We start from the raw sequence: 17,937 nt of genomic DNA, 5'->3' as shown, positions 1-17,937 counted from the left end.
TGGCCGACGACCACCGGCGCTGAGCGGCGCGTCCTGGCCGATGCCGTGGCCGCCGAACGCGCTCGCCGCGGACCCGCGCGCCGGGCGAGCGAGGACCCCATCCAGTTCGAGGGCTTACCGGTCTTCGGGGAAACCGTGGACGTCGTCGACCTGCTCCTCGACGTCACCGATCACACCCGGCCCGCGTGTGCTCGAACCGAACTGGCCGAGCTGTGGAAACAGCGAACCCCGGACCTCCTGGATTCCGCGGCAGCGCAGGTCACCGCCGCCAGGCAGAAGGGCAGCTATGCCACGCACCGCCTGCGCAGGGCCCTGCTGTTCCTGGAAGGACTCGGCTTGATCAGCCGACTGTCCGACGAAGCCAGCGCCGAGGTCGTGGTCACCGACCGCGCACGACTCGTCGAGCTGCGCCGGCAATGGGACGAGCAGCGCTTCGGCCTCGACGACCTCGTACCCTGGCGGATCGGCGTCTTAGTCGGCGCGGGTTCAGGGCTGTTCCGGCTGGTCTACCAGGTCAGGGCTTGTGAGTGCCAAGGTGATGTCGCCGCCCGACGCGCCGACCACGGTGACTCGGTGCGCCATACGGGCCAGGAAGTCGCGGAAGCTGCGACAGCCGTAGTTGCGCTCGTCGAACGCCGGGTCCAGGGACGTCATCTTGTTCTTGACCCACCCGGCGGTCGGGGTGGTGACGGTGGCCTGCTCCATCACCGTGACCAGCAGATTCTCGGCGGTGGCGATGTCGAACTCGTCGGCGAGGTGGTCGCCCGGCTCGGGCTCGACCTGCGCGACCAGGGTGCCCCAGTACTTGTACTCCGAGCACACCGACACCAGCCGCGGGCTGGCGTTGGCCTCGGTCCCCACCCCGACCACGTGCTTGCCGAACTCCCGTAGCCGCTGCACCAGCGGGGTGTAGTCGCCGTCGCCCGCGACCAGCACGAACACGCTGACCTCGGGGTGGGTGATCAGGGTTTCCATCGCGTCGACGGCCATCCGGATGTCGGCGGCGTTCTTGCGGGCCGCGCCGAAACGGACCACCTGGATCAAGTCGACGCCGTTCATCGCCAGGTCCTGCTGATAGCGCCCGAACTGCGGATTCGCCCAGTCCGCGTACGCGCGGCGGATGACCGCGTTGCCGTAGTCCCGGCACAGCCGGGTGATCGCGGCGTACGGCACCGGGTTGGCTCGACCGGGCAGCCCTCGGCCCGCGCCGCAGACCAGGTTCTCGAAGTCCACGTAGACCCCGACCGAGGCGTTGACCTGCTGGGCCCGGCCTCCCGCCGCGAATGCTTCCACCTCCTGCCCATCGACGGCTCCAGACCGCGGCTTGATGCCGCGACCGGCTGAGCAACGCCCGCTTATTCGCCCTCAGCCCGGCGCCGGCTGACCTCGATCCGGGGCCTTGCCGATACCCGTATACCGGGATTGAACAGCGGTTTTATCGGACGTTCGCCTTCGGCGACGGGGTTCTGTTCGCGTCGTGCCGAGCCTCGATCGGCAAGCCTCAAGACCACGAAAGCAAGTCAAACGATCGTGACCTGCGGAAACACGGCTCTTCTTCCGGCGTCACGGTTCGGCAGGCGGCACACGTCGAGAAGGCGGGTATGGCCTGTGAGCAGCGGTTTCGGGGCGTCCGGAGAGGTCTGAGCGCGTAGTTTGGCACCTCGACAAGCCCGATGAGGAGAGCGGACCAGCCTTGGCCAGGGCTTTCTCGCCGAATGCGCGCTCGAAGAAGTGGATTGACCAGCAGTGATGCGGGCTTCAGACCGTCCTTTTTGGATGAACGCAATGCGCTGAACAGGCACTTTACATGCGGTCCGGCTCGCTACAGGCCATCTGACCAGCGGAATGGGACAGGTTGGGCGTCCCTCGCGGCCACGAGGAACGCCCAACCCTTGAGCCCGAAGTTCACCCGACGTCCTTTGAGAAGAGTGCCTTCGGAACCTGTTCGCCCTGCATACGGCCATCGGTCTGTCCGGAGGGCGCCTCCACAGTAAGCCGTGCCGTCACCGTCGGCGCCCCTGAACGAGGGCACATGGGACAGGCCAGGCACCCCGTCTGAGCAGCGGTAACGGGCAGACGGTCAGCGCCCGCCCCAAGTTTTCCCAGGTAGAGGCGCATTTCCGGCGCATCCAACGCCCTCATCGCCAAGCCCCAGAAAGTGTGAGGCAGCCCACCTTGATGTCGGCACATCGAATTTCGGTCCAGGTCGGTGTTGGCGCCGGAAAGTCGGTGAAGATGGTGAAGCCCTCGCGGGGCGGTGGCGGCCACCACCAGTCGGTTTGCCCTCGCGATCGGGACTTCACCGTTCACCCGACGTCCAACCCTTTGGAGACCATCCGATGTCCGTGCTTCCGGCACCCTTGGCGATCACGCCTCGCACGAGCTGCGGCGCGACCCCCCTCGTCCAGATCGGCACCTTCACCATCGCCGCGGCGTTCGTCGTCGTCCTGGTGTTGCTCGGCCAACCGCTCACGGGCGCGGCCGGTGTCGCGGCCTGGCTCATCACCACGGCGGTGCGATCGACGACCACCAAGCAGGTGGGCCCTGCGCGCGACGGCGCAGCGAGGTGACCACGATCGACATGCCCGAATCGAACTTCAACCAGCGTTGGCCCGGAGGCTTCGGTGCCGGCGGCGGCAGATGGCCCGACGCACGGCCGTTGCAGGCCGTGCTGAACAGCCTCTACGAGCAGCCCAAGGACGGGCAGACCTGGACCGACGTGCTGCTCGCCAATCGCACCGGCCTTCCGCTCGAAGACGTGCGAGCCGCCTTCGCCGCCGCCCCGCCGCTGGTCGAGTGGGAGGTCTACGCCACGATCCTGCGCGAGCTGTGGGCCGACGAGGATGACGTCGCCGTCTGCCAGCGCACATATCGACAGCTGGCAGAGCATCTCCCGCGGCGCGACGCGCTGCCGCCAGACATCGCCGCTCTCACCACCAAAGCGCTGTTCAGAGACGCGCTGAGGTCGATGAAGGACGAGCTGACCTTTCGGGAGCTCTCGGAGAAGATGCGGAAGCAGAATCCGAAGCACACCTGGGAACGATCGACTCTGAGCAGGTACCTGTCCGCGAACGACGCGGACGAGCCGTCATTGCCAGCGAACAAGGACCGCGTACGGGTTTTGCTGACTGTGTTGTGTGAACACGCCGGACGCCCGAACGACGTCGAGCACTTCCTGATGGCGTGGGAACGTCTACGTTCCGAGCGCAACCGTCCTGTCCGCCGCAGCATCCCCTCGCCGGTGATCAATCGACCGGTGCGGGCCGAGGAGACCAGCGGGACGAGTGCGCGAACAACCTCTTCGGTGAACGCCACGCTGCTCGTTGCGCTCCTGCTGGCGGTCGTCGCGCTCATCGTCGTGGTCATAGTGCTCGGGTAATGCCAACTGGCCGGCGTGCGCGTGCCGTACGAACGCGCACGCCGACAACCAGCGAGCATGTCGAACGCAGCACCAACTTCACGATCCGCGCTGCCCGAGCGACGCCTCGGGCAGCGCGGGGTCACGGCTCGAAGCGGAAGCCGTAGCTCCGGTCGCCGATGGGAACGCGACCGTAGGGCGAGCTGCGCTGTCGGCGGATGCCCGCGAGGGCCTGGTCGACGAGGACCTCGAGATCGGCGACGCTGCGTCGCTCCAGCAGCATGACGTAGTGCGTGCGTGGAGGCTTGCCTTTGGGTGGTTGCCAGTCGGAATCGTCGTCGATGCGGAGGCAGTGCTCGATGCCGTGTCGGGGACATGTCCAGACGGCGGGGATCTCGGCGTCGGTCGAGAACGGCACGGTGAACTCGTGCCCTCTGCGGCACGCGAAGCGGACCTGCACCCGCGGTGCCGGCCGAGCCTCGCGATCCGGTTCGCCGGTGGGTGTTCCCAGGCGGTAGCCCCGCAAGACCCGTCTGGGCATCATGATCTCCGCTCGCGTATCGGCTGGGCTGGTGTCGCGAGCCGTTCTCGTGCCCGCTGGCGCGGGGCTATGAGGCTTTGGTTTTGGTCCGGGTAGCGCCGCCGCGCCCGCGCAGCACCACGCCGGACTCGGACAGGATCCGGTGTACGAAGCCGTACGAGCGGTCGGTGGCCTCGGCCAGCGCTCGGATGCTGGCGCCCTTCTCGTACTTCTTCTTCAGGTCGGCGGCCATCTTGACGCGGGCCTCCCCGGTGATCCGCTTCCCCTTGATCGTGGTGTGTGCGGTCATGCCGGTCGCTCCTGTTCGCGGTTCAGGCGGTCGGTTGGTCGAGGGCGGCGCGCCGGTCGATGACGGCGGCCTTGCTCTTGTCGGCACCGGGGCCGGCGGCGGTGTAGTAGTCGATGGCCTCGCCGTAGCGGCGATCGGCCTGGGCGGTGTCGCCAAGCGCGGCGTGAACCTCTCCGAGCACGGCGCACAGGTCGGCGAGGTAGCCGACCGAGCCGTAGTCGTGCACGGCCTGCTCGATCGCGGCCAGCTCGGACAGCGCCTCGGCGGCTTGCCCGTTCAGCGTCAGGGCCCGCGCCAAGTGCAGGACGGTGCGGGCGTGGCCGATGTCGTCGCCGATGCCGGTGAACATGCTCGCCGCCAGCCGCAGGTGGTGGACCGCCAGCCGGGCGTCGGCGATCTTGGGGTGTAGCGCGGTTTCGCCGAGGCGGCGGTGCCGCAGGGCGATGCTGCGGGCGTCGTTCATCTCCTCGGCGATGCTCAGGGACCGCTGCAGGTCCGGCAGGGCGGCGTGCGGGTCGTTGGCCTTGAGGTGGGCGCGGGCGCGCGTCGACAGCGCGCCGGACTGCAGCCACGGGTCGCCGACTTCGTCGGCGCGCTCGACGGCGATGGTGCAGATGTCGACGGCAGCCTCGTGGTGGCCGAAGTTGGTCAGGCCGAAGCCCTGGCGGGTGTGGCAGACGACCTCCAGGATGTGCCCGGCGTCGGCGGCGGCGTTGGCCCCGAGGAACTGCGAGCGCACCAGCTCACCGGCGGTGTAGTTGGGGCGCAGCGGGTTCCACAGGGCCTCGCCGAACTGGTACACCAGCTCCGTCCAGCCTTGGTCGGCGGCGACCTGCTGAGCGGCGAGGAGGTTGGCGCGTTCGGTGTCGGCCCAGTCCAAGGCGGCCTTCGCGTCGTCGAACACGCCCGTGTCAAGGTCGGCGTAGACGTCGCTGAACCGGCGGGGGAAAGGGTTGATGACCTTGTCGGCTGCTGCCGCGCGCCGCAGGTACCACTCGATCATCCGGCGACGGACCGCCAGCCGCTCGCCCTGGTCGTCCTGGTCGGCGATGGCCTGCACGTGTTCGCGTAGGACGTCGTGCAGCCGGTAGCGCTCGTCGCCGGTCTCGGTGACGAGGTTGGCCTCCACCAGCCGTCCGAGTCCGCGGTCGACCGCACTGATCGACACGTCGAGCCCGGCGGCGAGCGGCCCGGCGGTGAACTCGGCGCCGGGGTGTTCGGCCAGGCCGCGGTAGAGCCGGGCGGTGGTGGCGTCAAGGTCCTCGTAGCTCATCTGCAGCACTCCTTCGACGGACAGCTCGTGCGGGTCCGAGGCGGCGGACGCCTCGGCGAGGTGGCTCAGGCGGGTAACCAGGCGAGCCGGGTCGCGCCGGGGATGCGCGGCAAGGTGGGCTCCGGCGATGGTCAGGGCCAATGGGTGCCCGTGACAGCGGGCGGCCAGAGCGTGCAGGAAGTCTTCGCCCGGAGGTTGTCGGTCCTCGTCGAGCAGGCCGGCCAGGAGCGCGGCACCTGTGGCGGCGGGGAAGCAGTCGAGGTCAAGGTGGCGGAAACCTGCAAGAGCCAGTCCGGCGAGACGGTGGCGGCTGGTGACCAGGATCGTGCCGCGCGCTGTGGCGGGTACCAGGGGCTGCACCTGCTCGGCGGAGCGGGCGTTGTCGACCAGCACGGCCACTGCCTTGTCGGCGGTGAACGTCCGGTACAAGGCGACCAGTTCGTCCGCCTCGCCTGGCAGGTCATCGGCGGCGACACCGAGCGCACGGAGCCACCCGGCGAGGACCTGCGATGCGGTCGGTGGCGGATGACCACTCCAGCCGTTGAGGTCGACGTACAGCACGCCGTCGGCGTGGCGCTCGTGGTGCGCGTCGAGCCAACGCACCGCCAAGCCGGTCTTGCCGACCCCACCCAGGCCGGTCACCACCACACGGGTCGGACCCGCCGTGGTGAGCAGACGGTCCAGCCGCTCCCATTCACCTGCGCGGTCGACCCAGATGCGCGCGGGCGGCGGAAGCTGCCGGGGCACCGGCACCCGGTGCTCGGGAGCATGAAGGACGATCGTGTCTGCGGTGACCGTGTGGGCTTGCAGAACCTGGCCGTGCACCGACCCGGACACGGTGTTGACGTACTCGGCCTTCCTCATGCACGGCCCGTTGGCTTGCGGCGGCCGGCGAGCACGGCGTTGCCCCACAAGCACTCGCGCACAGGCAGGGCGAGCCCTTCCGGTCGCCACAAGCCGACCGGCGCCACGCCGTCCGGGTGCGGCTGCCACGGTCCCAGCAGGTCGGCGAACTCCCGCCGACTCCGGTGCACGAACGTGATCCCGGACTTGGAGAAACGGTCCTCGACCGCGGCGGCCGTCTCCAGCCCGAGGAGGATGCCATCGGCGTGCGAGGCGGCCAACAGCGAGCCGGGTGCCAGCCGGTCGTGGTACCCGGCCAAGGTGGCGGCCACCTCTTCGGCGTCGGGCAGGCAATGCAGCACCGACCCAGCCACCACGCCCACCGGGCGAGTCAAGTCGAGCAGCCGAGTCGTCACGGCATGGTTGAGAACCTCGTCGACGTGCCGCAGGTCGGCCTCGATCACCCCGGTGCTCGAATCGGCTCCGTGGATGATCAGCTCGAGACCGGCAACGGCTACCGGATCGTGGTCGACGTAGACAACACAGGCTCGAGGCTGCTCGGCCTGGGCGAGTTCGTGCACATGGCGAACGCCACCCAGGCCCGCCCCCAGGTCGAGGAACTGCTCGATTCCGGCGGTGAGCATGTGCAGCACCGCGCGACGCACGAAGGCGCGGCTCTCGCGGACGAACACGTCGTAGCCCGGCGCCAAGGCCATGATCGCGTCGGCCACCGCACGGTCGGAGGCGAAATTGTGTCCGCCGCCGAGCAGGTGGTCATAGATCCGGGACAGCGACGGTACGTCGACATCGACCGGCGCGCCCCACTCGTGCGCAGCCTCCTGCGTCGCCATCACCGTGTTGTTCTCCCCGCCCCGGCTCGTCATCACGAGCCCGACTCGCTGCGCACCCTGAACGACTCCGGCAGGCCGACGGGTAGCGGTTTGCCCGCTTTGCCCGACGTCAGCTGGGTCGATTGGTGTCGGCGATTAGACCGGCGGCCCGAAGATCTGAACCAGAGCGGGACCGAGGCGCTGATGAGGCGTTGGTGGGGCGCCACCCCGTCTGAGCACGTCTTCCGCCACCGCCATGATCACTCGCATGGGTGGCGCCGAACGCGGCTGGAAGGACTGGGCAGGTCAGTCCTCGTCGAAGTACTCCTCGGCGGCGCGGCGGATCTGTGCGAGTCGTTTCGACACGGCGCTGTGGTTGGCGTACCCGAGGACGTCGGCGATCTCGGTTTTGCTGGTGACGCCGCTGTTCAGCAGCACGACGATCTGCCGGTTCCGGCCATCCAGGAGCGTGAGGAAGTCGTTGGTGATCAGGTTGCCCAGCACCTCGCTCTCCGGTCCCTGGACGGGGACGGTGTCGGTCAGTTCGACGAACTTCACCGTCACCTTGCGGCGCTTCCCGTGCAGCTTGCGTTCGAAGTCTTCGCGGGCGTACGACCAGTGGCTGGAGAAGTCGTCCTCGATCCGGTGGGAACGAACCGCGTCGAGGATGCCGCGCAGCCGGCCGGTCCGGTCGGCGGCCTCCACGGTCTCGACCACGGCGTCGCGGGCGTCGTCCTCGCCGAACCAGACCTGTCCGCCCATCCGCGGGTTGCCGGCCACGGCAGCGGCGAGCACGCTGCCGTCCTCCAAGGTGACCGGGCCGGGCGTCTTGCCCTTGTCCACCTCGGGGAAGTCCCGCAAGCGCTCCTGGATGGTGGCGGTGACGGCGGGCACCCAGAAGTCCAGGTTGTGAGCCAGCAGCCGGATCGGGTCGTCGGCCGAGAACGCCTTCATCTTCGACCCCGACACCAGGTGCGGCCACACTGTCCACGCCCAGGCACGGGCCAGCCGTTCCTCGAAATCGGGCGGCAGGAAGTCGTCGATACCCGACCAGTCGGCCATGAACGGCCACTGGCCGCCCCGCAGCAACGGCAGCCCGAACATATCCAGCACGCGCTTGGGCAGCAGGTGGAACAGCGGCGCGTACTCGAAGTAGCGCGCCCGTGTCCGCGGCACGAAGGTGACGTTGACGTCGCCGAGGTCGGCGATCCTGGCCATCGGCTCCGGCAGGTCGTCCAGGTCGAAGAAGCGCCGCCGGAACTGGGCTGCCTCCCACAACATGTTCCACTGCGCGATCGCCAGAAACTCTTGAGGCGAGGTGTAGGCGGCCGGGAGCGTCACGTACTCCGGCGGAGCCGGTTCGAGCGGCCGGACCACCCCGCCGAAGATGAACCCGGCCGAGATGTTCCGCAGGTGCGGGTACTCGTCCGGGCAAGCGTCCGCCTCCGGGAGGAACACGTCATCGCGGCGCCACGCCAGCACCTCGGCAGGAGTCGGCTCCTGGTCGCCGCACACCTCACCGTCCGCCACCTGCTGCTCCATGCCTTGACCGGTCCGCTCGTCGATCTGAGTCATACCTCCATCACGACAGTCTCCGCCGGATTCGTTCCGGACACGCCCGGCCCGAGTGCTTCTTGCCTCCGGCGTGACCGACGAAGATAGCCGGGCACGCGCGATGCGGACGCTCTGCGGCGAGCCACCAGATTCCAGGCGAGTCGAACATATGTGCGAGCATGGTGGTAGTTTGCCGAGGTGACTCCGCCGCCTTCACCCCCCGCGCCGGACGGCGCACTGCGCTACCGAGTCGATCAGACCGGCACGACGATCGCCGTCCTTCCTGCCACCTGCAAAGGTGGACGGCACATCGTCGTCCCAGGAGTCAGCAGAGCTATCTCTGCCGGGGGCGAGGTGCGCGTGGAGTGCCCCGCCTGCGCAGCCACGCCTGGTGTCGACGCGAGCTGGCGGTTGACCAGCAGTCACGCCAGCCCCGACCGCGCCGAACTGGACGACCAGCCGTACGGCGACCTCATCCACCGCGTGCGGGCGGCGACCGGCGCAAGGTAGGCGGGCGTGTCGTGATCAACAGTCCGTTCACGCGCTGGGAGGGTGATGACGTCCACGGACGCCGGCCGGTCCTCACCGCGGTGTGGGTGAACCTGGACATCCTCTTCCCCCGGCCGGCGGACGCACCGCGGCACGTCATCGTGACCGGTCTGGACCTCACAGGTGTGGTGCCTGGACGGCTTCATGGCCGCTTCCCCAGCGTGGAGGGCGACTGGTACGGGATCGTCAACTACGAGGTCGGCTACGCCGACGGCCGCCGTGACAAGCTCCACTTGGTCGACCAGTTCGTGCCGTTCACCGCGCTGTGCGAACGGAAATAGCGCACCGCACGCCGTATGGGTTATCCCAAGGCTAACGGCAGGCGTCGCTTCGATGCCCTGCCTAGGCTTGGACATGTTCCGATCAACGCAGTGTCGACTCGGAGGTGCAGCGTGTTCCACCGCCGCGGCTGCCCACGTGCTCCGAGCGCGGTCACCAATCAACGGACTGAAGCTTGACCGGCCGGGCTGCTGCGCGGTCGGTGTGGGAGCAGTTGAACCCGAGGCAGCGCTCCTACATGGCCGCGATCTTCCATGAGGATCAGCGACGCGAGCATGACGCACGTTCAGGGCCAGCGAGGTCGCGACGCGTAGGTGGAGCGGCGGCGTGGCGCCGGATTCCGTTCACCGTGCATGCCGATCCGGTGTTCACCGGTTACACCGAACTGCAGGAGGTGCTGCGGGACGGCGGGCACCTCGATTCCGGTGCGGGTGCGACGTTGCGCGCCCTGGCACGCCGGTCGTTGGTGGTGGTGTGGGTGGATCAAGTGCAGGTGGCTCCGTTGGGGTTCGTGCCGCGCACGCTGGTGGAGTTGACCAGATTGGGGCGGTCGGTGGCGCGCACTGGGGTCGGGGTACCGGTCGAGGCGCGGCGCCCGTCTCATCTGTTGTCGGAGTGGTTGTGGCGCAGCATGCTGGCGGTGGCCAACGCTGGAGATGGAGGGCTTCCCGCCGACAGCCTCGCAGCCAGGGCTCGCTTCTACCTGGGAACCGGCTACCGGCCGCAGGGCCGCCCCAGCCGGGGCTACATCGACTTGATCGTCGCCGAGGACCTTGAAGCCGGTCATGGTCTCGTCGCGGAACGCCGGTGGGTGTTGACCGATTCGGGTCGGGCACACCTCGCGGAGCACCACTCTGAGTATGTCTCGCTGTACCAGGCGACAGACAGCGCGGTATCGAAGGAGTGAATCCGCAGCCGTCTTCGTGACAGATTGCGATAAGCCCAGGAAAGGCGTCCGCGGACGCTTCAGGAATTGTCGGTGCCCTGCCCTACGGTGCGCAGCGTGATTGAGACCGGTGTCGGGAACGACACGAGGGACGACGCCGCTGTGCGGCACAAGGTCATGAAGGCTGCGGCGATCGCCGCCCACGCGCTCACCGACACCGAGCAGGAGCCGGTGGCGCGGTTGCGGTCGCTGTGGGACGCGCACGGTGCGGTGCTGGCGGCACGCGGTGTGGGCGTCACGCTGCCCTTCGACGAGTTCCGCCGGATGTTGTCCGGCGACTTGGCGGAGCTGCTTCCCGACGGGGTTGCGCCCGCCGAGATGGCCGGCTGGCGGCTGATCACCGCTGACGGGGAGTTCGACGACGACGTCTGGGACCTGGAGCAGGAGCAGCGGGCGGTGTTGCGGGCGTTGGCTTCCACCACGCGCAGGGGAAAGTCCACCAGCTCGGAGATCCTCCAAGGCGAGCTGGACCAGGACACCGTGTACACGGCACTGCGCAAGCGTCAGAACCAGGGCGCCTATGAACGCGGTCGGCGGGCGTTGATCGATACCCCTGCGGGAAGCGATGCCGAGGTGCGCGAGTTGAACCTGCCCAGCACCGTCACCGACCATTACCGGGCGATTCCCACGCCCAGTTCGTTCGGGCAGTGGTGGTTCGCCTGCCCGCTGTGCAAGTGGCCGATGCGGATCACCGTCCGGGGCGCGGGTAAGGCGGCGACCGGCACGGCGCGCTGTCACCACCGTCCACATGTGGAGTTCGGCGCCTCCTACAACTTTCGGATCCCCGACACGGGCAAACCGCCGGTTCTGGTGCCCGCACCGCCGCCGACGGCGCCCACCGGTGTGGAACGAGTGCTGTTCCCCGACGTGACGGGCCGGGTGCCCGAAGCGCTGCCGGTGGCCGGACACAAGGCGTTGACTCGTGGCGTGTGGCGGTCGACCACGATCCCCGGCCTGGTGGAGGTCGCGCTGTACGACGCGTTGACTGCCCGTGGGCTGGCGTGCAAGTTGTGGCCGGATCTGGACAGCTACGACCTGCTCGTCAAGGTGCCCGTATCGAACGGAACCGACACCTCGTACCGGATCGACGTCAAGGACTTCACCTCCGCTCTGCTGCTCGCGGACAAGATCCGCGCCGATGAGGGCGACGCCGGCGGCGCGCAGTGGCTGGTCGTGCCCGACTACCGGCGCGCAACCGTGTCGATGCTCTCGGCGGTGTGCGGCCAGTTCGGGCTGCGCGTGGCCCACGCGTCCGATCTCGGTGCCCGAATCTGCGAGGAGGCTGGGACGTCATGGCTGTGAAACGCCCGCGAATCTCAAAGTCGAACGCGGCCGTGTGCGCCGCCATCGCGTTGGCCGCCCACTACTTCCCTGCCAGGGACGGCACCGGTCGCCCGGTGGGCACGTTCCGGCACGCGGCGTTCCTCATGAGCGGCCACCTGGACGCCTGGTCGGGGTGGTCGCCGATGCCGCAGGCCGACAAGCAGCGCATCGCAGCGGTCCTGAGCTTCGCTCCCGAGGAGTTGGCCAACCCGGCCGCGTTCACCTTCCGCGCACGAACCCTGCTGGCAGGCAATGATGACAACGCACTGCCGTTGCAGGCCGCAGGCGAGTCGGCGGGCACGGCGGTCGGCGCGGTTCCGTTGGTCGGCGGCGACCCGCTCGGCTACGTCGACCGCCTCATCGACCGCGTGAACAAGGACCACCGCCGCACGCGAGCGGTGAAACCGGCCACCCCGGGGATCTGGCACACCCACGTCCGGTACTCACCGACCGTCGGCGCGATCCAGGGCACGGCCACCATCCCCGAATACGACACCGACGACCCGATCGCCGACCTTCCGACCGTCACCACGGTGCCGTACTGCCCGCAGCAGGACATCCCCACCTCCGACCTGCTCACCCTCGCCAAGGACATCGACGGCCGTTACAAGCCGAAGGACCGCTATCTGCACAAAGTCCTCAGCGGACTGTTCACGGAGCTGAAGACGACCGACACGGTGGCACCGATGACGATGCTGCGGTTGCTGGCGGGCCCGACGGAGGTGTTCAACGCCCCCACCGGTACAGGCAAGAGTGTGCTCGTCCGTGTCGCCGCGAGTTGGTTCGCCCTCAACGACCTGACCGTCACCATCGTGCTGCCCAACGTCGAGGCCACCCTCTCCGCGGCTTGGGATATCACCGCCGACCTCACGCACCTCAAGAAGATCGGACGTCTGCGGCACGACCGCCGGTGTGCCGCTTTGATGTCCCCCGACGGCCTGCTGGAGCGCGCCGCCAAAGCCGTTACCCGCCTTGAAGGCAACCTGCTGAGCCAGTCGGACAAGGCGCTGTGGAAGCTCGACCAGATGTCCTACGGCTGTGCCCTGGCCCACCACACCAAGGCCACCGCCCCTTACCCCAGCGGGCAGGAGTCCTGTCACCGTTTGACACCCCTGCCGCCGGAACAGGGAATCCGCACCTGCCCCTGGATGCCGACCTGCGGCAAGTACGAACAGCAGCGCCAGGCGTGCACCGCCTCGGTCATCGTCACCAACCACCACAACTTCATGGCCGGTCGCCTCAAGATCGGCGTGAACCTCGACGGCCGCGCGACCGCTCATGTCTCAGTCGCAGAGTTGGTCCTGCGGCGCTCCCACGCCGTGATGATCGACGAGGTCGACCAGTTCCAGTCCACCGCGCTGGACATGTGCACCAGCGACCTGGTCCTGGCCTCCCGCCGCACCGCCAAGGTGCCGCTGCGGGAACTGGACGCCGACATCGCCTCGCTGGGTAGCGAGGCGATTAAGGACCTGCTGCCCACCATCAGCCACGCCCGCTACCTCTCGGAGTTCCTGCTCGCCGGGATCTGCCAGCAGCAGATCCACCTGCGCCACTACTCCGGACGTAACCCCGCCGGCGAGGCGCCGGGGGTCAACAGCACCGGGTGGCATCTGGTCGGCAGCCGCGACCGGCGGCTGATCGGCCTGCTGTTCCCCCATGATCAGGTCGACGACGACAAGGAGATCCCCGCCGAACTGTTCGACCGCCTCAACGCCCTGCGACCCGAACCACCATTGGGAACCGGAAAGCCCACGGGCGACATCCAGGCTGTCGCCCTACCGGCTCATCTGCTGGCCGTGCGCGACATCTTGGAGAAGATCCTCGCGCCGCGCGGCGAGGACCTGCTGGCCCACGTCCAACTGGAGCTCGACGACGCGCTGTCGCGGACGGTCAAGGACGCCCACGAACGCGCCGAGGCCGCCGAACTGCTCATCGTGCGCACCTGGCTCGCCGAACTCGACGACGCCCTGGACCTCCTGCGGCACAAAACCGCCCAACTGCGCGCCGCCGGACTGGACTCAGCCCGCAAGGTCGCCGAACGGCTCGGCTCCTCCATCGCCTCGGACATCCTGCCCTACGGCATGCTCGGCAAAGCCATCGTCGGCTACCGCATCACCGGCCTGGACGAGCCCGACAAGTCCGCCGAGCTCACCGCCCAGAGCGTCACCGGCGACCCGCACACCTACACAGCCCAACTGGGCAGCATCGTGTCCCTGGTACTCGCCGGGGTGGAACGCCCCGTGATGGGCCTGTCGGCGACCGCCTATTTCCCCCAGGCCGTACGCGAACACATCCACAGCGAGGTCAAGTGGTGGATGACCGACGCCGCCCCCGACAGCATCCGTGCCCAACGCCACTCCATCACCACCAGCACCGACGGCGACACCCCCATCCGGATCTCCGGGCTGCCCCAAGCACTCAAACGCGACGCGCTGATGAACCTGGGCGACCGGCTCTACGACACCGAAATCCACCCCGAACTCCAGCGCATCCGCGACAACGACGACCCTGCCCGCGCCCACGCCGCCGTCGTGGTCAACTCCTACGAACACTGCCGCTACCTCGCTCTGGGCATCTACTCCGCCGGCCTCTACACCGAAGGGCTGTGCGTGGCGGTGCCCGGCGACCGCGCACGCCGAGATAAACTGCCCCCGCTGCCACCGGGGATCATCGAACTGACACCCGAGGAGTTCGAGGACTTCCCGAACCGCGGCAACGTGCTGGTGGTGCCCATGGCCCGCATCGCCCGCGGCCTCAACATCGTCATCGGCACCAAGTCCGCCATCACACCGGTCTACCTGTGCACAAGGCCATTGGCGTTGATGTCCGACGCGGCCGAGATGTACGGCAGCGTGCACGTCGCCGGACTCAACGCCATGCCCCGCTCGGGCTCCGACGATCCGTTGCACGCTCTGGAACTCGGTCGCGAGGCCGCGTGGAAACGCCTCGGGCTGATCATGCGATCCGCCGCCGGGTTCACCAGCACCAGTCCCGAACTTCAGGAGGAGATCGTCGCGGGCATGGTCGTGGACATGGTGCAGCTCGCCGGCCGCGCCCGCCGCGGCGGAACCGACATGACGTTGCACCTGGTCGACCATGCTTTCCACGAGGACGCCTGGCAGGCCGACCTGGGCAACATCCTGCGCCGCATGCACGCCGCCTGGTCTTCCGACGTCCGGCAGCGCATGAACCAGATCTACCGCGAAGCACTCGCCGCATTCCTCGCCTACGCAGGCATCGACACCACCGACGCAGACACCGTCTGACGGCAGTCACAGGAGAACCGACACCGATGGCCCTCAACACCCGAAGCCGGCTCGACGTGCTGGCTTACCGGGGCACCCCCGACCTGCTCGGCGACGCCGCCGTGCACATCCGCGAGTTCGACAATGGTGTCACCTCGCTGTGGAGGCTGTTCGACCGCGACTACCGCGACTACGTCAAGGCCGACGAGGCGCAGGCGCCGCACAGTGTGGTGGTCAACGCACTGCGCTGCCTGACCGGCGGCTACGCGGCCTTCGACCCCGACGAGGGTTTCCTCGTCACCCGCGAAGAGATCGACGACGACACCCTGCTCGCCGCGTTCACCCTCATGCACGGGCGCGTCCTGGGCACACCGATCGACGACATCGACTTGAAAGAGCCGCCCCGGCTCGCCGAGCGCATCGCCGAGACCAAGCAGGAACGACGCCTGCTGGCCGACTACCTGCGCACCACCGAAACCGGACAGCCCGACGCCCCGACGTGGGTCTACAAGACCGTCGCCTGGGACCTGTCCCGACGCATCGCCGAACAGCCGTGGCGCGTCGACGGCCAGGAGATCGCCTTGCGCGTCGACAGCCGCGGCGGCCTGGTCGCCTGGCAGGATCCGTGGACCAACAGGTCCGGCACCGCCGAGGCTCTGTCCCGAGCCTCTATCGACATGAAGACCCTGCCCAACATCGCCGACCCCATTCTGCTCGTCAGTCCGACGGTCACCCGCATCCAGTCCCGGATGGCCTGGGCACGCACCGTTCTGGTCGAACAGGACGACCCGGCACGGCCCATCGTCGAAGTCGCCATGGCCGGACGTTCCAGCGTCCGACGCGTCAGCGCCATGGCACTGGACGTGCTGGCCAAGCTCGGCGTGGAACAGTCGATCCTGCGCCACGTGCAGAACCGCGTCGTACTCGAGAACCGGATACAAAACGAACAGGACGAAGCCCCGGAACAAGAGGACATCTGGGCACCAGACTCCACGCCCGCGCCGGTGATCCGGCCGGTGCAGAGCAAGAACTTCCGGTTCCCGATCGGCCGCGGTGTGGGCATGCACCACCACAGGGAGCTGCGCCGTCACATCGACGAGGTACTCGGCGACGCCCTGGTCAAGACGACCAGGCTCCCGGTCTACTTCGAGGGCCGCAACTTCAAGCAGGTCGACACCGACCGTCTCCTGCCTACCCCCGAGGACGTCGTCCGTTCCCTGACCACCATGGGTTACCGCCATCTGCGGATCGTGTGCCTGTGGAACACCGATGAAGTGCGCCACCGCATGCTCGACGGACTACGCCACGCCTACTCCGCCAACGGCCGCCCCGCCGACGATCAGGTCCCAGGCGGTCAGCCTCTCGACCCCGTGGACGGAGTGCCGGTGGCGTTGAACGGCGAGGCGATCAGCGCGGTCTTCCACCGTGTGCCCGGCTTCCTCGAACACGGTCCCGACGCCGGCAGCGCCGAGGCCATCGCGCATGTCCAGTTGGACTGCGGCCCCGACACGCTGGTCGGGGTCTGGGCAGAGACCGAGTTCACCCGCCGTGGCGACGACGAAGATGAGGGCTATGAGGAGGACGACGAGGACGGGATCGAGGACGCCGCCGCCGAGCAGACGGCCGGTGTCAAGGAGGACGAAGACGCCAAGTTCCGCGCCCGCCGCACCCTCGCCCTCAAGGGCGTCAACTCCCAGTTCATCGTCCACCGCAAGCCGCGGAAACCTCGCAAGGGCAAGAAAGTCCGCGACTACCCGGTGATCCACTCGCTGCTGGATCTGCACCGCAGCCTGGGCATCATCGACCAGCGCATCACCGACGTCATGGTCGACCGACTCGGCACACACGCTCCGACCGGTGTCGCCCACTGCGCCGTCCACATCCGCCGCCAGAGCAGGCGGGGCAAGGACCGCACCGCCAAGATCTGCATCACCGCCACCGTGCTCAAACCGCCCGCACACGATGGTCAGGCGTGGACTTTGCACGGCTGGAGCTACACCGACCCGACCTGGCGCCCATACAACCAGGCCCAGGCTGCGTTCCACGCGAAGGACTACCCGACCGGCAAGATGACCGAACTGCAGGACGACAACGCCGGATACAAGAAGGTCGCCACCCGGGTCGATGACGCCCTGGCCGAGCTTGTCCGCTACCTCGGCGGCATGCCCTACACCATCACCGTCGACGCCTTCGGCTCCCGACGCCTGTGGAGCGGCCTAAACAACAACAAGCAGGGGGAATCCGAACGGCCCGGCACCTGGCTTCCCGGCTCCACCATCCACCCCTCCGACCGACCCCGCGCCATCGTCCGCGTCAACAAGAATGCCGACGAGATGTTCCGCGCCCTGGGAATCACGCTCCTCGACGAGAACGGCGAGAAGATCAGCGATGGGGACAGGACGACCAACAGCCTGTTCCGCGTCAAGTCCGACTTCGGGGCGGACTCCTTCGCCTTGATCACCGTCCCCCACCAGTACGACGGACAGGGTGCGGGCAGGCTGGGCAGCGACAAGACACGGTGGTCCGCCGACCACGGCTCCGACGTCGAGGGCGAGTTGCGGCGCAACGAGATGAAGGACAACTGGTACTCCATGACGACGTTGGGCATCTTTCCCGTCGCCGTCAAGGACGAGATCAAACCTGACAAGCTCGCCCTCATGACCGCCAGGCTGTGCCACCAGGCCCTGGCCTGGGCTGAACGCACCACCTACCCCGCGCACCTTCACGCCGCCTCGAAAATGGACCTCGACCACCCTCAATACCGCCGCACCGCACTGCCCACCGACTCAACCGACACCGGCACCCCCGACGACCTGTCGACCGGATCCGGCGAGCTGCCGTGAACCGGCTGCCGTGACCACCACGCTCGGCGACAGGGGCGTCGATCTGTCGCCGGGCGCCGGGCGA

At 68.2% G+C, this 17,937-nt stretch carries 14 protein-coding genes; 7 read left to right on the top strand and 7 right to left on the bottom strand.

Going from position 1 to position 17,937, the window contains the following annotated elements:
• Window positions 1–114: 114 nt before the first annotated feature.
• Together F4559_RS20520 and F4559_RS36465 are read right to left on the bottom strand one after the other, a co-directional pair.
• A complete protein-coding gene (locus F4559_RS20520) occupies window positions 115–417 on the bottom strand; it encodes a hypothetical protein (RefSeq protein ID WP_184671046.1) in 303 nt (100 codons plus the stop codon).
• A 69-nt stretch (window positions 418–486) separates the two neighbouring features.
• Window positions 487–1,293, bottom strand: a complete 807-nt coding sequence (locus tag F4559_RS36465) for an NYN domain-containing protein (protein WP_184671045.1) — start codon at window positions 1,291–1,293, stop codon at window positions 487–489.
• Between the two features lie 1,046 nt (window positions 1,294–2,339).
• Here F4559_RS36465 and F4559_RS20510 point away from each other — a divergent pair.
• On the top strand, window positions 2,340–2,570 hold the full coding sequence (locus F4559_RS20510; protein WP_184671044.1) for a hypothetical protein: 231 nt from the start codon (window positions 2,340–2,342) through the stop codon (window positions 2,568–2,570).
• Entirely contained in the window at window positions 2,567–3,379 is an 813-nt protein-coding gene (locus tag F4559_RS20505) for a hypothetical protein (protein ID WP_184671043.1), read from the top strand. The genes F4559_RS20510 and F4559_RS20505 overlap by 4 nt, the downstream gene beginning before the upstream one ends.
• A gap of 121 nt (window positions 3,380–3,500) precedes the next feature.
• On the opposite strand, the gene F4559_RS20500 is transcribed toward F4559_RS20505, so the two are convergent.
• The 5 genes from F4559_RS20500 to F4559_RS20480 form a co-directional block, all read right to left on the bottom strand.
• Complete coding sequence (locus tag F4559_RS20500; protein ID WP_184671041.1) at window positions 3,501–3,899, bottom strand: RNA polymerase-binding protein RbpA; 399 nt, start codon at window positions 3,897–3,899, stop codon at window positions 3,501–3,503.
• Window positions 3,900–3,966: 67 nt separating this feature from the next.
• Window positions 3,967–4,188 carry a helix-turn-helix domain-containing protein gene (locus F4559_RS20495; protein WP_184671040.1) on the bottom strand — a complete coding sequence of 74 codons (222 nt, stop codon included), beginning with the start codon at window positions 4,186–4,188 and terminating at the stop codon, window positions 3,967–3,969.
• A 22-nt stretch (window positions 4,189–4,210) separates the two neighbouring features.
• Window positions 4,211–6,325: a helix-turn-helix domain-containing protein gene (locus F4559_RS20490; protein ID WP_184671038.1), complete on the bottom strand. Its 2,115-nt coding sequence runs from the start codon at window positions 6,323–6,325 to the stop codon at window positions 4,211–4,213.
• On the bottom strand, window positions 6,322–7,188 hold the full coding sequence (locus tag F4559_RS20485) for an SAM-dependent methyltransferase (protein ID WP_184671037.1): 867 nt from the start codon (window positions 7,186–7,188) through the stop codon (window positions 6,322–6,324). The genes F4559_RS20490 and F4559_RS20485 overlap by 4 nt, the downstream gene beginning before the upstream one ends.
• Window positions 7,189–7,440: 252 nt before the next feature.
• Window positions 7,441–8,709, bottom strand: a complete 1,269-nt coding sequence (locus F4559_RS20480) for a sigma-70 family RNA polymerase sigma factor (RefSeq protein WP_246445278.1) — start codon at window positions 8,707–8,709, stop codon at window positions 7,441–7,443.
• A gap of 500 nt (window positions 8,710–9,209) precedes the next feature.
• Between F4559_RS20480 and F4559_RS20475 the strand changes: the two genes are divergently transcribed.
• The 5 genes from F4559_RS20475 to F4559_RS20455 all read left to right on the top strand — a co-directional run bounded on the left by F4559_RS20475 (window position 9,210) and on the right by F4559_RS20455 (window position 17,873).
• Window positions 9,210–9,518, top strand: a complete 309-nt coding sequence (locus F4559_RS20475; RefSeq protein WP_184671036.1) for a hypothetical protein — start codon at window positions 9,210–9,212, stop codon at window positions 9,516–9,518.
• 236 nt (window positions 9,519–9,754) lie between these two features.
• Complete coding sequence (locus F4559_RS20470; RefSeq protein ID WP_184671034.1) at window positions 9,755–10,423, top strand: hypothetical protein; 669 nt, start codon at window positions 9,755–9,757, stop codon at window positions 10,421–10,423.
• A 96-nt stretch (window positions 10,424–10,519) separates the two neighbouring features.
• The gene (locus F4559_RS36460) at window positions 10,520–11,764 is read left to right on the top strand and encodes a restriction endonuclease-related protein (RefSeq protein ID WP_221447307.1); all 1,245 of its coding nucleotides are present in this window, start codon (window positions 10,520–10,522) and stop codon (window positions 11,762–11,764) included.
• Between the two features lie 32 nt (window positions 11,765–11,796).
• Window positions 11,797–15,051 (top strand): ATP-dependent DNA helicase, encoded by a 3,255-nt coding sequence (locus F4559_RS20460; protein ID WP_221447306.1) that lies wholly within the window; start codon window positions 11,797–11,799, stop codon window positions 15,049–15,051.
• A 26-nt stretch (window positions 15,052–15,077) separates the two neighbouring features.
• Complete coding sequence (locus F4559_RS20455) at window positions 15,078–17,873, top strand: RNaseH domain-containing protein (protein ID WP_184671031.1); 2,796 nt, start codon at window positions 15,078–15,080, stop codon at window positions 17,871–17,873.
• Window positions 17,874–17,937 lie beyond the last annotated feature (64 nt).

Source organism: Saccharothrix violaceirubra (assembly GCF_014203755.1).
Lineage (GTDB): Bacteria > Actinomycetota > Actinomycetes > Mycobacteriales > Pseudonocardiaceae > Actinosynnema > Actinosynnema violaceirubrum.
Note: the sequence above shows the minus strand (reverse complement) of the source record. Positions and strands in the feature narration are given on the sequence as shown.

What these genes read in the sequence shown, in the direction of transcription:
- F4559_RS20490 (WP_184671038.1), bottom strand. Translation starts at nt 6,325, where the DNA reads ATGAGGAAGGCCGAGTACGTCAACACCGTGTCCGGGTCGGTGCACGGC.
- F4559_RS20495 (WP_184671040.1), bottom strand. Translation starts at nt 4,188, where the DNA reads ATGACCGCACACACCACGATCAAGGGGAAGCGGATCACCGGGGAGGCC.
- F4559_RS20455 (WP_184671031.1), top strand. Translation starts at nt 15,078, where the DNA reads ATGGCCCTCAACACCCGAAGCCGGCTCGACGTGCTGGCTTACCGGGGC.
- F4559_RS20470 (WP_184671034.1), top strand. Translation starts at nt 9,755, where the DNA reads ATGGCCGCGATCTTCCATGAGGATCAGCGACGCGAGCATGACGCACGT.
- F4559_RS20500 (WP_184671041.1), bottom strand. Translation starts at nt 3,899, where the DNA reads ATGCCCAGACGGGTCTTGCGGGGCTACCGCCTGGGAACACCCACCGGC.
- F4559_RS20510 (WP_184671044.1), top strand. Translation starts at nt 2,340, where the DNA reads ATGTCCGTGCTTCCGGCACCCTTGGCGATCACGCCTCGCACGAGCTGC.
- F4559_RS20480 (WP_246445278.1), bottom strand. Translation starts at nt 8,709, where the DNA reads ATGACTCAGATCGACGAGCGGACCGGTCAAGGCATGGAGCAGCAGGTG.
- F4559_RS20485 (WP_184671037.1), bottom strand. Translation starts at nt 7,188, where the DNA reads ATGACGAGCCGGGGCGGGGAGAACAACACGGTGATGGCGACGCAGGAG.